Here is a 21,491-nt window from a genome sequence, read left to right as displayed (position 1 = left end):
TGCCCCTCTGCCCCTCTGCCCCTCTGCCCCTCTGCCCCTCTGCCCCTCTGCCCCTCTGCCCCTCTGCCCCTCTGCCCAAAACTCTACTATGGTAAAAGTGCGGGAACTTCTTAAATATAGGCCGCGTCTTGTGGGGAGGGATGTTTTAAAGCGGATTCGGTCAATGAGTCAATCAATTTCTGTATCCTGGTCTAGCGGTGAGGTAAGCTTTCCTCAAGCAATAGTGGAGCCAGTTGAAAAACTATCTAACTATGACTTAGTTTTGCGCTGTCAAACCGAGCATCGGCCCGATCGCTTGGCATTCGCCGAACTGCTGCGTCGGTATCAGTCCCACGTGGACAAGATTTTGTACCACTTAGCACCAGATTGGCAAGATCGAGCAGATTTAGCCCAAGAAGTCTGGATTCGGGTTTACCGCAATATTAAGCGGGTGAACGAACCTGTGAAGTTTCGGGGTTGGCTGACACGGATAGCCACAAATCTTTTCTATGATGAGTTACGGAAACGCAAGCGAGTAGCTCAACCCCTGTCGTTAGATGCACCCAGAATGATGGATGATGGCGAGATGGATTGGGAAATTGCGGCGGACGAACCGGGGCCAGTAGAAGATTTGAGTACCCGCGAGTTTTACGAGCAACTGCATATTGCGATCGCCGATCTGCCAGAGGTTTTTAGGACTACGATCGTCCTAAGAGAAATCGAAGGCATGGCATACGAAGAAATTGCCGAGATCACCAACGTTTCTCTGGGAACCGTGAAGTCGCGCATCGCCAGAGCCCGTCAACGACTCCAGTCTCAGCTACAAAATTATTTGGATAGTTAGCAAGGAGCAAATCTAACCAAAAGCAGATTTTATATGACAACTTTGCTGCCTAAGTGCTTGTCGATTTTTCTCTGCTTCTCCCCGTTGTGCTATTTGTTCTAAGGCGACCAAACGTACCGGAAACGTTACTAACGAGAAAGAGCGTCTCCTGTTGCTCAGACCCCTCAGCTACTTGTTGAGAATTTGTAGTAGACTAGGCTATACAGGGTGCTGAGCGTACATAGCTGTGTAGTAACATACTGGTTTCATAAAACACCAAGTTGGAATAAGGCAGTATTTCTCCACCAGGCTGGGCAAAGGTTCTCCCCCCTCAGAATCGACTTAATTATCAAAAATCTACGCATTCAAGCATTAGTATGACTCCTGACATTGAATCCCGTAATAATTCAGAACCGAATTTCCTGGGGAATTCGCCAGCGGGGAATATGGGTGCTATCGATACTCAAAAGCGCGATCGCTTTGAATTGCTCAGTGCCTTCCTAGATGGGGAGGTGAGCGCCCAAGAACGCAGACAAGTAGAAGAATGGCTGGCTGGCGACCCCCAGGTGCAGTGTTTGTATGCCAGACTCCTGAAGCTACGCAAAGGGGTACGGACGATGCCTGTACCAGCATCCGAACAACCTGTGGAAGCAACCGTAAATCAAGTGTTCTCGCGCATGAGCCGCAGTCGGCAAAAGCAGATGCTAATGTGGGGTGGAACTGCTCTAGCAGCTGTCTTCATCGGTGCTGTGTCAGGCTTGTTTGGCGGTAGCGATTCCTTCTCCCCTCAGTTAGCGCAATCTCCTACACCGGCTGTAACCTCCGAACCCTTAATGCTGGCTTTGAACGAAGCTGTGGTAGAAATTCCCAAAGCACCGATCGCAGCACCGCAAAATACACTTAAATACACTGGTTCATATTATCAACCCGGCAAATAAGCAAACTGATTGCAAAAAGGAAAGATTTCTAAAATCTGAAATTCTCGTTAAATTATCGATATTTTGAACTTTGGGTTTTAATCTTTAAGTAGGTTAGAAACCCGGTTTCTCCAACAATACCTTCGCCAATTTTTTGTAGGTTGGGTTGAGTGCCTCAACCCAACCTACGAATCAAGGCATTTTTCGATTTTGTGAAGGTATTGTCCAAGAAACCGGGTTTCTGGGTGTTCAGTTTATTTACGCCCACCTACATAATTCAAAATTCAAACCCCTTTCGAGCCAGTCCACGATCCAAAAGGTAGCAAAATACCTCCCAACTTTTCAACTTGCTGGGCTGTCATTAAGTAAACCCAAGCTAAGCCGACTCCACTTCCGTCTCGATCGAAAACTTCAATTTGTTGCCTATTATATAGATTTTGGGCTGGTAGTCGGTGGGGGTAGTAATCTTCCAGTTTGTCAATCTCCTGTAGAACATCAGCATCGGCAAAAGTAAGTAAATAACCTTGCACTGGCGTATCACCTGGGGTCATAGCGGGGTAGCCGAATACAGGTAAGTGAAAAAGGTTACCGTAAGCGATCGCTACTTTCTCCTCTACCACTTTACCACCACAGTATCGCTGATAGTTCGATTCTCCCGGTTTCAGCGTGCCGTATACAAAAACTTTTAACATTTGGTGAGTTGACAGTTCCAGCCATTTACAGTATTATGCTTATTACGTAAGAAGTTCCCCCCTTGGGTGAACTTCTGGTCGTCGTCTGAAGGGGTCGCCCGAACCTTAAAAGGTAAATAGATTCGTTGACCACCTCAGCTTCTTACAATATAAGCGTTGAGGAGTAACAAGATAGAGAGATTGTATCTGCTACTCTTGTGGTATCGATGGTTTGACGGACAAAAAAAGCGGCTTCTTTCAGATTTCGGTAGTTCTGAAGTCAGCCAATATAGAGTTTTATAAACGGGTCAGTTGTGGTAGCTTATTACCCGCAAGGGGATGGAAACTTTACAGACAAAAAAGCTGCTTCTTTCAGATTTCCAAAGAAGAATCCGGGTATGAGCAAGAGTTGCGAAGTACTTGGGTCTTGAAAAACTATTCCCCGCAAGGGGATGCAAAGAAGAAAAAACCCACAGATGAACAGAGATGAACACAGATGTATTTGAGCTATCTGTGTTTATCTGTATTTATCTTTGGTTAAGACAGGCTAAAATTTATACTAAATCCCCTTGGTAATGCTACGGTTGGCACTCAGGAGACTTGGTTTATGATTTTAATTCTACACAAAGCCACTGACTTCGCTTCGAGCCCGCCAGCGATTCAAATCGCTGGCTAATAGCGAAAGTCCTCTGAAGAGGACTAAATACTAAATATTCCAGTCCGTTTTAACTGATAACTTGCACCAGTCTCAATAAGACCTGAGAAACCGGGTTTCTAGACGAAAAATCAAGGCTGTAAGCTAAGGGCTGTTGCAAAAAACCCGGTTTCTGACACTGGTGCAAGTTATCAGTTTGAACGGACTTGCGCTATTAGCCTGGGGTTTAAACCCCAGGCGGGTGTGGACTCCCCACTACCCACTCCCATTCGTGCCACAATGGGAAAATGTAGTTGATTTGTGACCCAGCAGGAGTTCTAGATTGTGGAATCCCGATACAACCCGACAGCAATAGAGGAAAAGTGGCAAAAGACTTGGGCTGAACAAGGCTTAGACCTAACCCCTACAGAAACAGATAAGCCTAAATTCTATGCCTTGTCCATGTTCCCATATCCGTCGGGCAACCTGCACATGGGCCATGTCCGCAACTACACGATTACGGATGTCATCGCCAGGGTACACCGAATGAAGGGCTATCGGGTACTGCATCCGATGGGATGGGATGCGTTTGGACTCCCAGCAGAAAACGCCGCCATCAAAAACAAAACTCATCCCGCCAAGTGGACTTATAACAATATCGCCCAAATGCGATCGCAGTTAAAGCCCTTGGGCTTATCCTACGATTGGAATTGCGAACTCGCCACCTGTTCCCCCGACTATTACAAGTGGACGCAGTGGATATTCTTGCAATTTCTCCACGCAGGACTAGCTTATCAAAGAGAAGCAGCCGTCAACTGGGACCCCATCGACCAAACAGTATTAGCAAACGAACAAGTCGATAGCGAGGGTCGTTCTTGGCGTTCCGGCGCAATAGTGGAAAAGAAAAAGTTGCGTCAATGGTTCCTCAAGATTACCGACTACGCTGAAGAATTACTCAACGACTTAGATAAGTTGACAGGTTGGCCGGAAAGAGTAAAGTTGATGCAGGCAAACTGGATTGGTAAATCTGTCGGCGCTTATCTGGAATTTCCCATAGTCGGATTAGATGAGAAAATCGGCGTCTTTACCACCCGTCCCGATACCGTTTATGGCGTTACATACGTGGTACTAGCGCCAGAACATCCTTTGACGCCGAAAGTTACCACACCCGAACAAAAAGAAGCGGTTGATGATTTTATCAAAGAAGTTGCCAATCAAACCGAATTGGAAAGAACTGCTGAAGATAAACCAAAACGCGGTATTCCTACAGGCGGTAAGGCAATCAATCCTTTTACTGGTGAAGAAATACCGATTTGGATTGCCGATTACGTCTTGTACGAGTATGGCACGGGCGCGGTAATGGGTGTTCCCGCACATGATACGCGGGACTTCAAATTTGCTAAAGAAAAACAGTTGGCGATTAAGGTTGTGATTACCCCCCCTAACCCCCCCGTCAACGCGGGGGGACCTGAAGGTGAAGGTGAAGGTTCACTCCCCGTCAACGCGGGGGGACATGAAGGTGAAGGTGAAGGTTCACTCCCCGTCAACGCGGGGGGACAAGAAAACTCCAACTCCAACTCCCTCCCCGCAGGCGGGGAGGGTTGGGGTGGGGTTTCCCTAACCCAAGCGTACACTGATACCGGAATTATGATTAATTCCGGTGACTTCAATGGGATGAATTCCACCGAAGGAAAAACGGCAATCATTGAATATGCCGAAAAACAAGGTTTTGGCAAAGCACGAATACAATATCGCCTCCGAGATTGGCTAATTTCTCGCCAACGCTACTGGGGTGCGCCAATTCCGGTGATTCACTGTCCCAAATGCGGTATTGTGCCAGTTCCCGAACAAGATTTGCCCGTACAATTGCCAGAAAATGTAGAATTGAGCGGTCGCGGTGCTTCGCCTTTGGCACAATTGGAAAGTTGGGTAAACGTACCTTGTCCTAGCTGCGGTACGCCTGCGAAAAGAGAAACCGATACGATGGATACGTTTATCGATTCGTCGTGGTATTTCTTGCGCTTTCCAGATGCGAAAAATGAAAACCAGGTATTCGATCCGCGTCAGACGAATGATTGGATGCCTGTGGATCAATATGTAGGTGGAATTGAACACGCAATTTTGCACCTACTCTATTCTAGGTTTTTTACGAAGGTATTGCGCGATCGCAAAATCCTCAACTTCGACGAACCTTTCCAACGCCTCTTAACTCAAGGCATGGTTCAGGGATTAACTTACACCAATCCCAATAAATCCGGTAATGCTAAATATATTCCTTCTGCTTTGGTAAATCCAGCCGAACCAAAAGATCCGGAAACAGGCGAACCGCTGGAAATTTCCTACCAAACTATGTCCAAATCCAAATACAATGGTGTGGCACCTGGAGATGTAATTAAAAAGTACGGTGCAGATACCGCACGGATGTTTATCCTCTTTAAAGCGCCGCCAGAAAAAGATTTGGAATGGGATGACGCCGACGTTGAAGGACAATTCCGCTTCTTAAATCGCCTTTGGCGTTTGGTAACGGAATTTAGCACCCTGTCATCACCAGAAAAAACAAAACAATCCAAAATCCAAAATCCAAAATCCAAAATAGAGAAGGATTTGCGTCGTGCTATTCACACGGCTATCAAGGAAGTTACGGACGACTTAGAGGGTGAATACCAATTCAACACGGCTGTGTCAGAATTGATGAAATTGAGTAACGCTCTCACAGATTCTACCTGTAAAGATTCGCCAATTTATACTGAAGGTATCAAAACTTTAATTCTGCTTTTGGCACCCTTTTCACCTCATATCGCAGAGGAATTGTGGCAGATGATTAGTAATACCGAATCAGTCCACAAACAAGCTTGGCCTAAAGCAGATCCATCTGCCTTAGTTGCCGATGAAATCACGCTGGTAATTCAAATCAATGGCAAAACTCGCGGCACAATTCAAGTTACGACGACATCAGATAAGGACACTTTGGAAAAATATGCCCGCGAATCAGAAGCAGCTCAACGATATATTGAGGGGAAAGAGATTAAAAAGGCGATCGTAGTGCCTGGAAAGTTGGTGAATTTTGTAGTTGTGTAATTAGTAGTAGGTACGTTGTTGCGATGCCGCGCTAAAGCTGTAGGGTGAGTCAGATAACATAATTTTGGATATAATTACTAATTTTATCGCTCTGACGCACCAAAGCTGAATGTAACTAGAAAGTTAATAGGTAATTGCCAAAACAATTACCTATTATTTAAAATTTAGATAATAATGAGGTAAATACCTATGATCGAGTTACAAACTAAAATATCTACAGATACCTGGGTAGCAGCAACTTGGGAAGAATATATTCAAATTGTTGACAGTCCAGCTTATGAAAAAGCCAAGTGTTACTATCATAACGGACAACTGAGGATTGAAATGACACCACTAGGACACGACCACGCTTGCGATAACACGATTATCTCGTTTGCTGTTAATCTATTTGGCATCATAAAAGGAATTCCCCTGAAAGGTTTAACTACTTGTAGTTATCGGAAAACAGGCGTACAGGAATGCCAACCTGATGTATCTTACTACATCGGAGATAACGCTCAAATAGTTCCTTGGGGAACATCTATTATTAACCTTGATAATTATCCGCCACCAGATTTGGTTATTGAAGTTTCTAATACTTCTCTTGCTGATGATAAGGGTGAAAAACGGCTGCTATACGAAGATTTGAAGGTAAAAGAATATTGGATTCTCGATGTGCAGAATGTCCTAATTATTGCTTTTGCTATTGAGTCGGGAGGTAGCAGAAGAATTACTGAATCTCAAGTTTTGCCCGGTTTGGCAATGTCGGTGTTGGAGTCAGCGTTACGGCGAACAAGGACGATGAATCAATCCGAAGTGGGTGCTTGGTTAATGGCTCAATTTCAGCAATAGCTAGATTGGTTATGGATAATTTTTACGATTTGCTACAAAAAATCAAAAAAAGACCTGCGATGTATCTGGGTAGGCATTCTATATTTAATCTTCAGGCGTTTTTGGATGGCTATTATTTTGCTCGGCGCGAACTTGGCTTACCTCTGACGAAACAAGAGTCTGAATTTCAAGACTTTTTGCAATGGATACGGCAGAGATTTAATATTGAAACAGGACAATTATGGGCAAGCATCTTGCTGTTCCATTCGGCTGATGAACGCAGTGCAGTAGATAGATTTTTTAGCTTGTTTGAAGAGTTTCTTAATGGCCAAAAAATTACAGAAGATGATGAGAAACGGTTAGAGAGTGGAAAAATTTGTTAATTATCAATAAAAAAGTCCTGCTGCTAACCATAACTAGGCCAAATGTGTTGGTGCGTTACGAGTAAAGCTAACGCACCCTACGCAACATCGGCCCAAAAATCGCTATCGCAACCGACAGAACTTCCTTTCGCGATCGCTCTCCGGTTCCTGCCAAGAAAAAGCAAAATGGCTCACCGTATTGATTTGCGGCGCTGCTTGACGAATAGCCGCCATTTGCACCTCTAGGGAGGGCCGATCGCCCAAAGACCTTCCCCAATCCCCCGCCAACGCCGGTTTAATCTCCGTCCCAAGTGGAGCCAAACCCAATACCCGTTGCAGCTCGTTCAAAATACAACTGCTCTCACCGCAATTAGCGTAGAGCATGGGATGCCACTCCATCGAGCTAGGAAACTTATCCCAAGGCTGTATCCGAGAATCATACCCCCCCTGACCGACAGATTGGTTGCCACCGGGAAAAAACACCGCCCCTGTCCGAATGCCTTGCCGTTGCAACGGCCCGATTGCCGCCGTCACAAAGTCCAAGACACCTTGTGCGGCGTGAGCCACGCTCAGCTGCCACAATTCCGTTTGCAACATCGGCTGACGCTCTCCTGGTGGCAGCACGCTCTTTGTCAGGTCGGGATTGCGCCCCTGCCAAAGCGGTTCTTGTTCCTCTGGATACAGTTGGTCAACCTGGGCAATATCTTCGGTGGTAACGTATCCCTTAGTCAAAAATCGCCGGATTAGGTCAAGTCCTTTACTGTTGATGGCGCGTTGCAAGAGGACTTGCTTAGCAGCATCACCATAAATCCATAAATCTTGAACTTTGGTAACCACCGAAGCATCCCCCGTACCTCGTGGATAGCGAACGTAGTCAAATAACACGCCATCCGGTTTACGTTTGGTTATCGCTTCTATCAACTTTTCGTAATCTTGTCGCGCTTGCGGATTGTAGGGATCGATAAATGCTTTACTAGCATCGCCCTTTGTTAAATCGGTGTCTATACCGGCATCGTTAGCTACTTCCAGACTGGTTTTGCCCGTACCGTTGCGAGCCAGCACCGATTGGCGATCGGGTTGTTGAGCGTAGACATAGCCGAAATTCATTGTAAACGCCCAAGCGTAAACTTTTAGACCCCGCTTGCGGCCTTTGTCGATCGCTTCAGCTAACAGATCGTACTTCTCCGCACCGGGTACCTGTACAACAGACTGCCAAGGCGTGGGGTTATCTGTCTGGGGTAGCAGCACTTGGCCGTCATAAAACACTTCCACATAAACTTCGTTATAGCCTTTATTGACAATGCGATCGAGGATCGCACCCAGCGATCCTGGACGGATATCGCAGGGATATAAGCGCAACCAAATAGCCTGGTTGCGAGGCCAGTTTTGGGTGCGGCACTCCTGCAATTGCGCTGCCTGTTTAGCTATGAGGGCTTGGTAGCGATTCTGCGCTTCTCGATCGCCTCTCAAAGCTGCCAGCCGGAGATTTTCTTTCTGTTGGCCTGCCTCGGCTGGTAACTGGCAAGGAACCCTTACTTGTGCCTGGGCTGGTTTGCGATCGATCCAGGGACTAAGCAAGATACCGATCGAGACACAGGCTAAAACCCTGCGATAGAAACTATTTTGGTGTCGCGTAACAGCTATGAGAGCTTTCAACATACCATCAACCAGAAAGAAAAGAAAAAACAATATTGCGAAATCATCAGCCCTTAAGGACTGGTTGCTGCACCACTGGTTCCCACTAGGGCTGCTAGGCAAAAGTCAAAAGTCAAAAGTCAAAAGTCAAAAATCCTTTGAGTGTTAGGCATTTAACTACTTCTGAACTGGTGGGTTATTTCTGCCGCGCTGCACTAGGGATCGAGAGCCGCTAGGCTATAGGCCAACAGAGTTAGCTTCCAAAAGAGTTTAAGCTAAATTGTCCTTAAAAGGAATTCTTACAAATAATCTATGCTCCAAATAATTAGATGCTTTTTAGCGTATGCTTCGCGTGCAGTATAGCAGTCACGAGCGATAAATTTCTAACTACTCCAGTTCTTACTCACATCTTGCACCATTCTCACTCTCAGCCCAAAGCCCGCCGTGGACTTAAGTCCACGGCTAATAGCTGAAGTCCACGCTCAGTGGACTGGTAAACGATTTCATATCAAATCCGGGTTAACTACCCCCTTTTTAACGAACCGCCAAGACGCCAAGGACGCCAAGAAGAAGAGAGAGAGAATAAAGGGGTTATGCAAGCGGATTCCGTATCAGTCCACTGAGCGTGGACTTTCGCTATTAGCCTGGGGTTTGAACCCCAGGCGGGTAATAATGGTGCAAGATATGACTTTTAACGGACTTACGCTATGACGCGGGTGTGGGCGGCACATTACCGATCCCTTGTTCATAATTGAAATATAGCTAGCTAATATTTGCTGAATATCAATACAAGAGGTTGCCGTGACTCTTTATGCTGAACTACACCGCCATCTGGGCGGTTCTGTTGTACCTCGTATTCTCTGGCGCTACTTCCAACGCAGCGATGCCGATTTGGCTGAGCGGTTCCCTGAGTATGGGGCGTTTGAGGAGTTTTATACGAAACCGCGCAATACACTGGATGAGTATTTGGAACTCCATACTCTCGTAGAAGGCGTCCAAACTATCGAAACGTTGCCCTACTTTATCTACCGCCTGATTCGGGGTGCGTATATTTTTGAGAATCTTGCCTATTTGGAGTTACGCTACACTCCCTATCTGCGGACATCGCCGCAACTTAGCCAGTCGGAACGAATTGACCAAATGGCTGAGATTGTTGAGGTTGTTGGTAAAGCTAGTCAGGTCAAGGAGTACCCAATTATTACCAGCCAAATTCTGTGTATGCACTCGCGCCTTCCCTATGAGGTGAATCGGGCGATCGTCGATCTGGCTGCACAGAACAAAGATTATGTCTGTGCTGTAGACTTGGCTGGAGGAGATGCTCATTACGCAGAGCGGCTGGATGAATTTGTAGAACTATATGCCTTGGCGCTCAAGCTCAACCTTAAAACTACAGGTCACCTGTACGAAACTACATCTGGCTGTTATCCAAAACTTCTACCTTATCTGAAGCGTATCGGTCACGGTATCCAAATTCCTTTACAGCATCCAGAGCTACTGAGTCAATTGGCTGCTGACAATCAGTGCTTGGAAGTCTGTCCCACTACCTACCTAAAAACTGGCACCCTCGAAGATATCCGCCAACTCAAGGTTGTTTTCGATCGCTGTTTTGACGCTGGTGTGGACATCGCCATCTGTACCGACAACGCTGGACTCCATAATGTGCGTCTGCCTTTCGAGTACGAAAACCTGCTGACTCACGACATCATCGGTTTTGAGGAATTGCAGGCTTGTCAAGAAGCCGCCTTCCGCCATGCCTTTGCTTGGCCTTACAAGCAACCACCGGCGTTGTTGTTAAATAGACTATTTCAAGGAACAGTGAATGCAACTGGCAATGGTTCGTCCGGTGAACTTGAATTCGCCAAGATTGCGGACTAGAGTCTGAGAAGACTGCGGAATAAGGGAGAATATCAGATTGCTGATTCAAAAATTAAATTTGAAATCTAAAATTTTCAATTTGATATTCCCTCCCCATGCCTCATGACCTGTTAAAGTCCTCGCTTCAGAGCAGCTTCCACCTGCTTAAATTCTTGCTCCAAACGATCCTTTAACTTCTCAGGAACAGGACGATTTGGATAAGAACTGTAATGTCCGGCTAAGTTATTCAATGCTGTTCGCATTGTGGTAAAAGACCGGAGGGTGGTCAGAGAATTATCTCGACGATAACGAGCGGCAAAGTCATTGATTCTTGTACGTGCTTCTGCCTGAGCCGCCGCTTTATCCGGTGAATCATCTGGCAATTCAATGGCGGTTCTCAGAGTGTTCACCAGAGCCAAGGTATCTTGACGATAATCCCCGGTTATGCTTGTTGAACCAGAGCAGCCGATTAAGCCAATAGTCACAACCAAAACCAGGGCAAGCAGACGGGACAAATAGCGCTTCATAAGTCTTTTACTAAGTTTTCCAGAGCATACACAAATCCATGTTCCATCCTAACTTGGATTGGTGCTGTGGGGATCGTCCTTTAGTAGGCTACCAGTTTGAAGCGGGACAGTGGAACCCCACCCCCAACCCCTCCCCGTTAACGGGGAGGGGAGAAATACTCCCCCCTCTCCTCTGGAGGAGAGGGGAGTATTTCTCCCCCCTCTCCTCCAGAGGAGAGGGGGGTTGGGGGGGTGAGGTAGCCTTTGTAGGGTGGGCTATGTCTACCCTGAGTTCAACCGAAGCGTCCGCTGACGTACTCGCGAGTAGACTCTTCTTTAGGACTTTGGAAGATCACCTCAGTGCGATCGTACTCGACGAGATAACCCATCCGTCCGCCTTTGTCTGTAGGCTCGACATTGAAGAAGGCGGTCATATCCGACACCCGCGAAGCCTGCTGCATATTGTGGGTAACAATCACTATGGTGTATTGTTCTTTCAGTTCGTGCAGCAAGTCTTCAATCCGCAGAGTAGAGATGGGATCGAGAGCAGAACAAGGTTCGTCCATTAAGATAACGTCGGGTTGAACTGCGATCGCACGCGCAATGCACAACCGCTGCTGTTGTCCGCCAGACAGAGATAAACCGCTTTGCTTGAGCTTATCTTTCACTTCATCCCACAAAGCCGCACTCCGCAGACTGCGCTCCACCAATTCATCCATATCGCCCTTGTAGCCATTAATCCTAGCGCCAAAAAGCACATTGTCATAAATCGATTTAGGGAAAGGATTGGGCTTTTGAAATACCATCCCAATGCGACGCCGCACTTCTACTGCATCAATATTAGGAGCATATAAATCGTCTTCATGGTAGTAAATTTTACCCTCAGCCCGGAAACTCTCAATTAGATCGTTGAGACGATTAAAGCAGCGCAGCAGGGTACTTTTGCCACAACCAGAAGGGCCAATAAAGGCTGTAATCCGGTTTTTAGCGATATCCATATTGATATCACGCAACGCTCGAAAATTGCCATAGTAAACATCGACATTTCTAGCCCGAAAAACGCTTTCAGTTGAGTTGAGTGTTTGAGAATTAGAACGCATAATGAACCTATTTTGAATTGGGCTGACGCACCAATCGAGATTGATTGAGAGAAAGTTAAAATTCTTTTTTGGAGATAGATTTATTGATTAAAAGCACATTAAACAAGCAATCAACCAGGAACGCGCTTCCTAAAAAAGTGGAACTCCACATCACAATTGCTTTCCAATGCACCTTTTTGTCCAAATCCATATCCCTCCAAATAATCAAAGTTTTACCTTATGGTAGAGATTTACCCACTACAAGCTTATTATCCCAGAATTTCCAGTATCCTGCATTACATTTTTTGCTTAAGTGGCTTTCGTCAAAGTTTATACCAAAACGCTTTTTAACCATAAACTTTGCGACGAGTTGCCAAGCGGGCGATAATGCTAGTAATCAGAACCATGAGTACAAGTATCAAAGAAGCTGCCCAAGCTAGCGATCGCTGATTTGGAAAAGGAGAAATAGCGAAGTTAAACACCAAAACAGCGAGAGAAGGAGTGGGCGATAATAAGTCAGTTGGCCAGAACTGTGCGAATAGCGCTGTGAAAAGTAAAGGCGCGGTTTCTCCGCTTGCGCGTGCGATCGCCAATGTTGCCCCAGTTACAATAGCGGGTATAGCCGCTGGCAACACCACCTGCCACACCGTTTGAAACTTAGTAGCGCCAAGTCCCACAGCAGCTTGCCGCAAATCTTGCGGCACCAGTTGCAAAGCTTCGTCAGTAGTTTTGACAATAACTGGCAACATCAAAACCGACAAAGCCACCCCTCCAGCTAGAGCGGAAAACTTGCCCAAAGTCAGAACCACAATGCCATAGGCAAACACCCCGGCAATGATCGAAGGAACACCGCTGAGGACATTGGTGGCAAAGCGAATCCAGCGGGATACATTATTGGTGCTAAACTCTGTTAAATAAATTGCCGCCATCACACCAAACGGGACACTGATCGCCGCAGCGATACCAACCATAATCAACGTACCCAGGATAGCATTACCAAACCCACCTCCCTGCACGAAAGGTGGCGGGGGCAATTCGGTAAACACACTCAAACTCAGACTGCTAAAGCCTTGGATGGTGACATAAGAAAGAACTGCCAGCAAAGGCAGGAGAGCCAATGCACCACAAGTAAATGCCAAAATTGTCATCACCGTCCCAAACAGAGTTCGGGGAGATGACATCGATCGAGTCAGAGTTCTACTAGGATATCCAGAGAAACTTTTATCATCGAAGCTTTGCGTCATAATTTAACACTCAACATTCATTAGTCATTGAAAATTTTAGATTTTAGATTTTGGATTTTAGATTTGCTTTGATTTGAAATCTGAAATTAGAGTCGTTTTACTCTCAGAACGATTAACTCAGCGAATATATTGACTAAAAGCGTTAATATAAACAGAATTAACGCGGCGTACATTAGAGCCGCCACTTGCAACCCACTAGCCTCAGCAAATTGATTTGCCAGCAGAGAAGAAATCGTGTTAGCTGGTGCAAAAAGCGAAGGGCTGATATTGTTGGAATTGCCGATTACCATCGTTACAGCCATCGTTTCTCCCATCGCCCGACCCAATGCCAGCATGATAGCGCTAACAATCCCAGAGAAGGCAGCTGGTACGAGAACTTGAAAGATTGTTTCCCAGCGCGTCGCTCCCAGTCCTATAGCTGCCTGCCGTAGTTCGGGAGGCAAAGAAATCAGAGCATCGCGAGAAATTGCCGTAATAATGGGCAAAATCATAATAGTTAAGATTATCCCAGCAGGCAACATTCCTGGCCCTTGAGGAGGCGTACTAAAAATTGGCAGCCAACCCAAGTAAGTGTGTAGCCATCCTCCTACATTTGAGAGGATTGGAATCAAAACAAAAATGCCCCACAGACCGTAGACAACACTGGGAATAGCTGCTAAAAGTTCTACCAAGAATACCAGTATTGTCCGAACGGATACTGGCAAAAAATTCTCGCTCAGTAAGATAGCGGTGCCAACCCCAATAGGTACAGCTAAAATCAAAGCAATTAAAGCACTGACTATAGTTCCATAGACTGTAGCCAGTACCCCGTAATCATTATTTACCGGGTTCCAATTGCTATTAGTTAGGAAGCTCAAACCAAACATTTGAATTGCTGGCATAGACTTGCTAGCAACTTGCACCGCTATCAAAAGCAATATGCCAGCAACTCCCAGTGCAAACAACCGAGTTAGCCAAATAAAACCGCGATCGATCGATTTGTCTACCTCCGAGCGAGGTTTAATTGTTGTTTGAGCTTCCTTAGCTTCTGGATTCATGATGAACTTTACCAAACAGATGAATGAAAAATGTGGGAGCGAACTTGAAAAAGCAGTCAGCAGTGGTGCTGAAACTTGCTAAAAAAAAATGTGATAGCAGTTAGCTAAAAACTGAATTGAGCTTTTCCAGTTTTGCTATTTGCTAGCAGTAGCACCGCCTACATCTATTTTATAATCTGGGCTGATTTGATCTGCTGCTGCCGCAACTTTATCAACCACGGCCTTGGGTAAGGGAACATACCCTAATTCAGAGCTGTTCTTTTGCCCTTCAGTCAATCCATATTCAATCATAGCTTCCATTGCTTTGGCTTTGGACGCATCGGTATATTGCTTGTAAACAAGCAACCAAGTGTAGCTAACGATGGGGTAGGAGTCCGATCCTTCTGGATCTTCAATAAAGGCTCGTAAGTTTTCAGGCAAAGTTACAGCTTCAAGGGTTTTAGCAGCAGACTCCTGGTTAGGCAGGACAAATTTGCCCGCTTTATTTTCCAGGGCAGCATACTTGAGCTGAGTTTGCTTGGCGTAGCCGTACTCTACGTAACCGATCGCACCTTGACTCTGTAAAATTTGAGCTGTGACGCCTTCATTTCCCTTGGCAGAAATCCCAGTAGGCCATTTTACAGTTTTGCCTTCTCCAACTTTGGTTTTGAATTCAGGACTAATTGTACTTACGTGCTTTGTGAAGACGCCTGTGGTTCCGCTACCATCGGAACGAGACACAACTACGATCGGTTGGTTGGGAAGAGTAACACCTGGATTAGCGGCGACAATCTTGGGGTCGTTCCAAGATTTGATCTTACCCAGCAATATATCTGCGTAAACTTCGCGGGATAACTTCAGCCCAGTTTCAACATTGGGCAGGTTGTAGGCTAGGACAATGCTACCGGCTGTCATTGGTAGCAACAAGACGCCTTTTTGCACTTTGGCAATTTCTTCATCTTTCATAGCAACGTCGCTGGCTCCAAAGTCTACCGTACCAGCGGTAAATTGCTCGACTCCAGCGCCGCTACCAATTGATTGGTAGCTGATTTGCGCTTTGGGATATATCTTGTTGAAATCCACGAACCAACGCTGATACAGGGGTGCTGGGAAAGAAGCTCCAGCGCCAGTTAGCTGTACGTTCTGCGCGAGGTCGAGTTTCCCACCTGTAGCAGCACTAGGTGCTGTAGCCGGGGAGGCGGTAGGAGAAGTGCCAGGAGAAGGATTGTTTGCAGTGCCTGGGGTGTTGTTTCCACCGCAAGCGGCTAAGCCGATTGTCAGAGCTATCGCAGAAATTGAGGTAGCCAGACGAGTTGGAGCGATCGAATTGATACGAAAAAGCATAGCTGTAACGTTTGACTCATTCCACGAGGAAACCCTTAGAAGTCTAGCGTTCCAGGGTAAAGATAAGGTTAATAACTTTTCAAATAGCCGATCTTAGCTGAGACAACTGGAAAAAATCCCTGTTTTTGTATAGCTGTGGAGCGATCGTACTGGAAAAGATAAATTTTGTTAACTTTTTGCTGGCATAAATATAAATTGCCTTAAAGCTATTTCTGATAAACGCAGATGGTATCATACCAGTTTGGTAGCAGTGAGCTTGCCAATTCCGTAAAAAGAAACGGCATCTCACGATTTTAATTGCAAATGCAATCAGAGGGCCAAGCGTGGTTCAAGCGTCGTTATCAAATTCCCGTAATCCATCGAATGCCGATCTTCCCTGTGGGCATGAGCAGCCATTGCGAGAATGGCTAAATAATCTTGCCGAGGAGATTATTTCTGGAGTTCGCCTCAGTCGAGAGGAAGCGATCGCACTCACCCAGATAGAGGGACAAGAGAATATACTGCTCTTGTGCGAAGCAGCCGATAAAGTGCGACAAGCTTGCTGCGGCAATACCGTCGATTTGTGCAGCATCATCAACGTCAAATCTGGCAACTGCTCGGAAAACTGCGGCTTTTGCTCCCAGTCATCCCACCATCCAGATAGCGATTCGCCGATTTACGGTTTAAAATCCACTTCTGAAATTCTCGCCCAAGCCAAAGCAGCCGAAGCAGCTGGAGCAAAACGGTTTTGCTTGGTGAGTCAGGGACGCGGTATCAAGTATAACAGTCCGAAATCGGGAGAATTTGAGCGAATTCTGGAAACAGTGCGGCAAATTACTGCCGAAACCAATATTAAACCTTGTTGCGCTTTGGGAGAAGTAACGCCAGAACAAGCTGAGGCATTAAAAGAGGCAGGCGTTACCCGCTACAACCATAACCTAGAAACGTCAGAGAACTATTTCCCAGAGATAGTGACGAGTCACAGTTGGCGCGATCGCGTCGAAACCATCAAAAATCTCAAAGCAGCCGGAATACAAGCCTGTACGGGCGGTATTATGGGCATGGGCGAAAGCTGGTCCGATCGGGTAGATTTAGCCCTAGCTTTGCGGGAGTTAGAAGTTGAATCTGTACCGCTTAACCTGCTAAATCCCAGATCGGGGACACCATTAGAGGAACGTCCCAAACTCGATCCTTATGAAGCGCTCAAAGCGATCGCAATCTTTAGGCTGATTCTGCCAAAGCAAATTCTCCGCTACGCTGGTGGACGAGAAGCCGTTATGGGCGAACTGCAAGCCCTTGGACTCAAAGCTGGCATTAACGCCATGCTGATCGGACACTACCTTACCACAATAGGTCAACCCCCAGAGCAAGACCGCGCCATGCTAGAAGCTTTGGGACTCCAAGGCGGTGAAGCACCCATTCCCGGCGAATGGGGACTGGGGACTGGGGACTGGGGACTAGGGTAGAATTTCAGATTTTAGATTTGAGATTTCAAATTGAAAGACATTGAATAATTTTCAATTTCCAATCTAAATTTGAAATCTTAAATTACCGATCGCCTATTCTCCAATCCAAAATCTAAAATCTAGAATCTAAAATTGAAGTGTTTTCTCCCACTGAACTGCTGTGGGCCTTGATTGGATTACTGCTTACCATAGGTGGAACCTTTCTAGAGGCGTCTTTGCCCAGTCCTCCGTGGCAGTGGAGTGATTCTGGCATTCCAACTTACCCTTTGGGCGTCACCTATCAAATTGGTGCCGTGCTACTGGTCGGCTGTCTTGGCGGCAAGAATGCCGGGGCCCTCTCTCAAATAGCCTATCTTGTATTAGGCTTGACATGGCTGCCTGTATTCACTCTGGGTGGCGGCCTCAGCTATATAAAAGAGCCCAGCTTTGGATATTTGTTAGGCTTTGTTCCCGGTGCATGGTTTTGTGGCTTTGTAGCATTTCGGACGCCACTAAAACTGGAGTCTTTGGCCTTTAGTTGTTTGTGTGGCCTGCTAACAGTTCATGTCATCGGTCTTAGCTATCTCGTTCTCAGCGATTGGTTAAGCTGGACAAATACCAGTGCTGTTCCTCTATGGTCAGCTATCTTAAGATACTCGTTCTATGCTCTGCCAGGACAGATGGCGATCGTCTGTGCAGTTACCGTTTTGGCTTTCATTCTGCGACATTTGATGTTTTACTAATCTGGGGCATTGGGCATTGGGAAGAAAATCTAAAAAATTTTAATGACCAATGACTAATGACTAAGTAGGTGGGCGTAAATAAACTGAACTCCCAGAAACCCGGTTTCTCCAAGAAACCGGGTTTCTAAGGGCCTAGCAGTTTTACGTTTAATTATGCCCACCTACTTAATGACTAATGACCAATGACTAATGACCAATGACTAATGACCAATGACTAATGACTAAAAACCGCTTTTTCTGGGTTGCTGCCTCGATCAGTTTAGTTTTAGACCAGTTGACTAAATTTTGGGTGGTGCAAAACTTCCGCCTCAATGAAACCTGGTCTTTGTGGACAGGGGTTTTTCATTTCACCTACGTGAGAAACCCCGGTGCGGCGTTTAGTCTCTTTAGCCAGGACGGAAGTTGGTTGCGCTGGCTATCCTTGGGAGTGAGTATAGGCTTGATGGCATTGGCCTGGTTTGGGCCAAATTTTGCCCGCTGGGATCAGCTGGGTTATGGTTTTATTTTAGGAGGAGCGATGGGCAACGGGATCGATCGCTTTTTATTAAACTATGTAGTAGATTTTCTCGATTTTCGACTGATTCATTTTCCCGTATTTAATCTGGCAGATGTGTTTATTAATGTAGGTATTGCCTGCCTCTTTATTGCTGCCTTCCAGAAACACGATCCGCCCAAAAGAGGGGCTAGGGATTAGGGCAGAGGGGCTAGGGAAGTCAAAAGTCAAAAGTTAAAAGTCAAAAAAAAAGGAATCCCACTACCGACTACCAAATCTAAAATCTAAAATCTAAAATTCTTTATGACTCCTCCTCAGCCTAAACGCCCCCCACAAACGATTTTCGGTGCAATAACTCAAGCGGTACAGACAGTTCAAGCGAAAGTTCATTTTTCTCAACTGGTACTCAAACCGAATACCAGGGTGCCAGAACTGCGAGTACAGGATACCGATGCGGACAAAGCAGAAGTATATCCTCTGTTAGGCGATCGCTACAGCTTGGGCCGCAGCTCCAAATCCTGCGATATCATCGTCCGTAATCCAGTAGTCAGTCAGATTCACCTATCTTTGACCCGCACCGGACGCCGCCAAAAGTCCTTCGAGATTAAAGATGAAGGCTCAACCAACGGTATCTATCGCGGTAGACGCAGAATTGCATCGAAATTGCTCAGACACGGTGATATCTTCACTCTAGGGCCACCAGAACTGGCGCAGTCTGTCCGAATTCAATACTACGATCCACCCCCTTGGTATGTTAAAGCGACCACCTGGGGGCTTTACGGCATCGGTGGATTGACGGCACTGCTGGTGTTGGCAATTGCGATCGAGTGGCAGAAATTCTCCGTGCGTCCCCTGCCGACGGCAACGGGGGGGCCAGTAATAGTGATCGCCCGCGACGGACAAACGCCCTTGCGCCCGCCTCGCACGACCTCTCACGGGGAAATGAAGCAATTATCGGAGTTTTCGCCCTATTTGCCCAAAGCTGTGGTTGCCTCTGAAGATAAACGCTTTTACTGGCATTTGGGTGTCGATCCGATCGGCATTGCTAGAGCAACATTCATTATTAGTAAGGGGGGCGATCGTCAAGGCGGTAGCACGGTGACCCAGCAGGTCGCCCGCAGTTTGTTTCGAGAATATGTTGGAAGTGCGGATTCTCTGGGTCGCAAAGTGCGCGAAGCTATTGTTTCCCTGAAGTTAGAATTCTTTTACAGCAAAGACAAACTGCTGCTGACTTACTTAAATCGCATCTTCTTGGGGGGCGATACTTACGGCTTTGAGGATGCTTCTCAGTACTACTTTGGTAAGTCGGCTAGAGATGTATCTTTGGCCGAGTCTGCTACTTTGGTGGGGATTTTATCGGCTCCCAATAATTTTAATCCCTGTGGGGATAACCAGAGTCGCCAAAGAGCGATCGTACTTCGCAACGCCGTGATTGCTCGGATGCTAGAACAAGGCAGAATTAGTCAAGAGGAGGCAAATCGGGGGCGGCGAAGTCCTCTGGAAGTCAGCCCCAAGGTTTGTCAAGAGCAATCCAATACTATTGCCCCCTACTTTTACAGTTATGTTTTCAACGAACTCCAGTATTTATTGGGGGAGGAGTTAGCCAGAGAGGGAAATTTTACGATCGAAACCTCTCTCGACCCGCGCATACAACGACAAGCTGAAGCATCTTTACGTAACTCTGTCAATAATTCTGGGGGAACTTACCGATTTTCGCAAGGTGCGATCGTCACCCTCGACTCCAGCACTGGTACGATTTTAGCCCTTGCTGGCGGATTGGATTACAAACAAAGTCAGTTTAATCGCGTCACCCAAGCGCACCGACAAGCAGCATCAACTTTCAAGATTTTTACTTATGCTGCGGCTCTAGAACAAGGCATTTCACCCGGTAAGCTGTATTCCTGCGCTTCCCTAGTTTGGGTTAACCGTTACGAAGGATGCAATCACGGTGCTAGCGGCAGTACGGATATGTACACGGGTATTGCTCTGTCTGAGAATGTGATTGCTCTACGGGTGGCTGAGGATGTAGGTTTGGATAATGTGGTGCGAATGGCACAGCGTCTGGGAATAGAGTCGAAACTCAATCCCGTACCGGGTTTGGTTCTCGGTCAAAGCGAAGTTTATCCCTTAGAGATGACTGGTGCTTTTGGTGCTATAGCAAATCGTGGCGTGTGGAATCGTCCTCATGCGATTACTAGAATTGTGGATAGCAGCGATTGTCGCGATCGCAATAACCCCAATACCTGCCGCGTGATTTATGCCTATGACCCAGCTACCAACGGCAAGCGAGTTCTCAGACCCGAAGTAGCTTCTCAAATGAATAGTTTACTTCGAGGCGTCGTCAGAGTTGGTACAGGTCGCAATGCGTCTTTAGGACTAGGAGAAGAAGCTGGTAAAACAGGCACCAACAGCGATAACAGAGACCTTTGGTTTATTGGTTATATTCCCAGTCGGCAGTTAGTCACAGGAGTTTGGTTGGGTAACGATGACAACTCTTCGACTAGAGGAACTAGCGGTCAAGCTGCCCAAGTTTGGGGAAACTATATGCGTCAAGTTGTCAATCGATCTTAGATTGAAAAATTGAACCTTGTTTTCTTCATTCACATTTATGGTTTCCTGCGGTAATGAAGCGAACCTGGGACGATTTTTTTTATAGATGAGGCTCGATTAGGACGGGCTCAAAACTCATAACTTTACCATTTGAAGAAATATAGCAACCACCAAGGCAGTTAGGACGTTTTTAATTCCTGAAAGCCTTGATTATAAGCTATGATACCAAATACGGGTTGGTTACCCCATGAAAATTTTTGGCCTAAACATTGTAGAGACGTTTCATGAAACGTCTCTACAGCCTAGAGACATAAAGGGGGTAATCGTTG

General features: G+C 46.3%; 17 protein-coding genes. 10 read left to right on the top strand and 7 right to left on the bottom strand.

The features are described 5' to 3' along the window. The first annotated feature begins 163 nt into the window (after positions 1-163). Both LAY41_RS30865 and LAY41_RS30860 read left to right on the top strand, forming a co-directional pair. Positions 164-823, top strand: a complete 660-nt coding sequence (locus LAY41_RS30865) for a sigma-70 family RNA polymerase sigma factor (RefSeq protein ID WP_249106392.1) — start codon at positions 164-166, stop codon at positions 821-823. A gap of 356 nt (positions 824-1,179) precedes the next feature. Beyond that, the gene (locus tag LAY41_RS30860) at positions 1,180-1,740 is read left to right on the top strand and encodes an anti-sigma factor family protein (protein WP_249106391.1); all 561 of its coding nucleotides are present in this window, start codon (positions 1,180-1,182) and stop codon (positions 1,738-1,740) included. A 263-nt stretch (positions 1,741-2,003) separates the two neighbouring features. On the opposite strand, the gene LAY41_RS30855 is transcribed toward LAY41_RS30860, so the two are convergent. Then, a complete protein-coding gene (locus tag LAY41_RS30855; RefSeq protein ID WP_249106389.1) occupies positions 2,004-2,411 on the bottom strand; it encodes a gamma-glutamylcyclotransferase family protein in 408 nt (135 codons plus the stop codon). 958 nt (positions 2,412-3,369) lie between these two features. Between LAY41_RS30855 and leuS the strand changes: the two genes are divergently transcribed. From leuS to LAY41_RS30840, 3 genes are all read left to right on the top strand, one after another. Continuing rightward, positions 3,370-6,102 carry a leucine--tRNA ligase gene (gene leuS / locus LAY41_RS30850; protein ID WP_249106387.1) on the top strand — a complete coding sequence of 911 codons (2,733 nt, stop codon included), beginning with the start codon at positions 3,370-3,372 and terminating at the stop codon, positions 6,100-6,102. Between the two features lie 189 nt (positions 6,103-6,291). Next, entirely contained in the window at positions 6,292-6,933 is a 642-nt protein-coding gene (locus LAY41_RS30845; protein WP_249106385.1) for a Uma2 family endonuclease, read from the top strand. An 11-nt stretch (positions 6,934-6,944) separates the two neighbouring features. Next, a complete protein-coding gene (locus tag LAY41_RS30840; RefSeq protein ID WP_249106383.1) occupies positions 6,945-7,295 on the top strand; it encodes a hypothetical protein in 351 nt (116 codons plus the stop codon). Between the two features lie 102 nt (positions 7,296-7,397). Here LAY41_RS30840 and LAY41_RS30835 read toward each other — a convergent pair whose 3' ends face one another. Next, entirely contained in the window at positions 7,398-8,933 is a 1,536-nt protein-coding gene (locus LAY41_RS30835; RefSeq protein ID WP_249106382.1) for a family 10 glycosylhydrolase, read from the bottom strand. 777 nt (positions 8,934-9,710) lie between these two features. Between LAY41_RS30835 and LAY41_RS30830 the strand changes: the two genes are divergently transcribed. After that, the gene (locus tag LAY41_RS30830) at positions 9,711-10,784 is read left to right on the top strand and encodes an adenosine deaminase (RefSeq protein WP_249106381.1); all 1,074 of its coding nucleotides are present in this window, start codon (positions 9,711-9,713) and stop codon (positions 10,782-10,784) included. 110 nt (positions 10,785-10,894) lie between these two features. On the opposite strand, the gene psb27 is transcribed toward LAY41_RS30830, so the two are convergent. The 5 genes from psb27 to pstS all read right to left on the bottom strand — a co-directional run bounded on the left by psb27 (position 10,895) and on the right by pstS (position 15,952). After that, on the bottom strand, positions 10,895-11,290 hold the full coding sequence (psb27, locus tag LAY41_RS30825) for a photosystem II protein Psb27 (protein ID WP_249106380.1): 396 nt from the start codon (positions 11,288-11,290) through the stop codon (positions 10,895-10,897). A 272-nt stretch (positions 11,291-11,562) separates the two neighbouring features. Beyond that, positions 11,563-12,369, bottom strand: coding sequence for a phosphate ABC transporter ATP-binding protein PstB (gene pstB / locus LAY41_RS30820; protein WP_249106379.1), 807 nt, complete (start codon positions 12,367-12,369; stop codon positions 11,563-11,565). Between the two features lie 326 nt (positions 12,370-12,695). Further along, on the bottom strand, positions 12,696-13,592 hold the full coding sequence (gene pstA, locus LAY41_RS30815; RefSeq protein ID WP_249106378.1) for a phosphate ABC transporter permease PstA: 897 nt from the start codon (positions 13,590-13,592) through the stop codon (positions 12,696-12,698). An 86-nt stretch (positions 13,593-13,678) separates the two neighbouring features. Next, on the bottom strand, positions 13,679-14,629 hold the full coding sequence (pstC, locus tag LAY41_RS30810) for a phosphate ABC transporter permease subunit PstC (protein WP_249106377.1): 951 nt from the start codon (positions 14,627-14,629) through the stop codon (positions 13,679-13,681). Between the two features lie 135 nt (positions 14,630-14,764). Then, on the bottom strand, positions 14,765-15,952 hold the full coding sequence (pstS, locus tag LAY41_RS30805) for a phosphate ABC transporter substrate-binding protein PstS (protein ID WP_249106376.1): 1,188 nt from the start codon (positions 15,950-15,952) through the stop codon (positions 14,765-14,767). A 323-nt stretch (positions 15,953-16,275) separates the two neighbouring features. Here pstS and bioB point away from each other — a divergent pair, with 323 nt between their 5' ends. The 4 genes from bioB to LAY41_RS30785 all read left to right on the top strand — a co-directional run bounded on the left by bioB (position 16,276) and on the right by LAY41_RS30785 (position 21,183). Beyond that, entirely contained in the window at positions 16,276-17,397 is a 1,122-nt protein-coding gene (gene bioB, locus LAY41_RS30800; protein ID WP_249106375.1) for a biotin synthase BioB, read from the top strand. 137 nt (positions 17,398-17,534) lie between these two features. Next, positions 17,535-18,119 carry a biotin transporter BioY gene (locus tag LAY41_RS30795; protein WP_249106374.1) on the top strand — a complete coding sequence of 195 codons (585 nt, stop codon included), beginning with the start codon at positions 17,535-17,537 and terminating at the stop codon, positions 18,117-18,119. A gap of 217 nt (positions 18,120-18,336) precedes the next feature. Beyond that, on the top strand, positions 18,337-18,813 hold the full coding sequence (gene lspA / locus LAY41_RS30790) for a signal peptidase II (protein ID WP_249106373.1): 477 nt from the start codon (positions 18,337-18,339) through the stop codon (positions 18,811-18,813). Positions 18,814-18,915: 102 nt separating this feature from the next. Beyond that, positions 18,916-21,183 (top strand): transglycosylase domain-containing protein, encoded by a 2,268-nt coding sequence (locus LAY41_RS30785; RefSeq protein WP_249106372.1) that lies wholly within the window; start codon positions 18,916-18,918, stop codon positions 21,181-21,183. Positions 21,184-21,491 lie beyond the last annotated feature (308 nt).

The sequence above is a fragment of the Argonema galeatum A003/A1 genome (genome assembly GCF_023333595.1).
Classification (GTDB): domain Bacteria; phylum Cyanobacteriota; class Cyanobacteriia; order Cyanobacteriales; family Aerosakkonemataceae; genus Argonema; species Argonema galeatum.
This window is presented reverse-complemented; position numbering and strand designations above follow the sequence as displayed.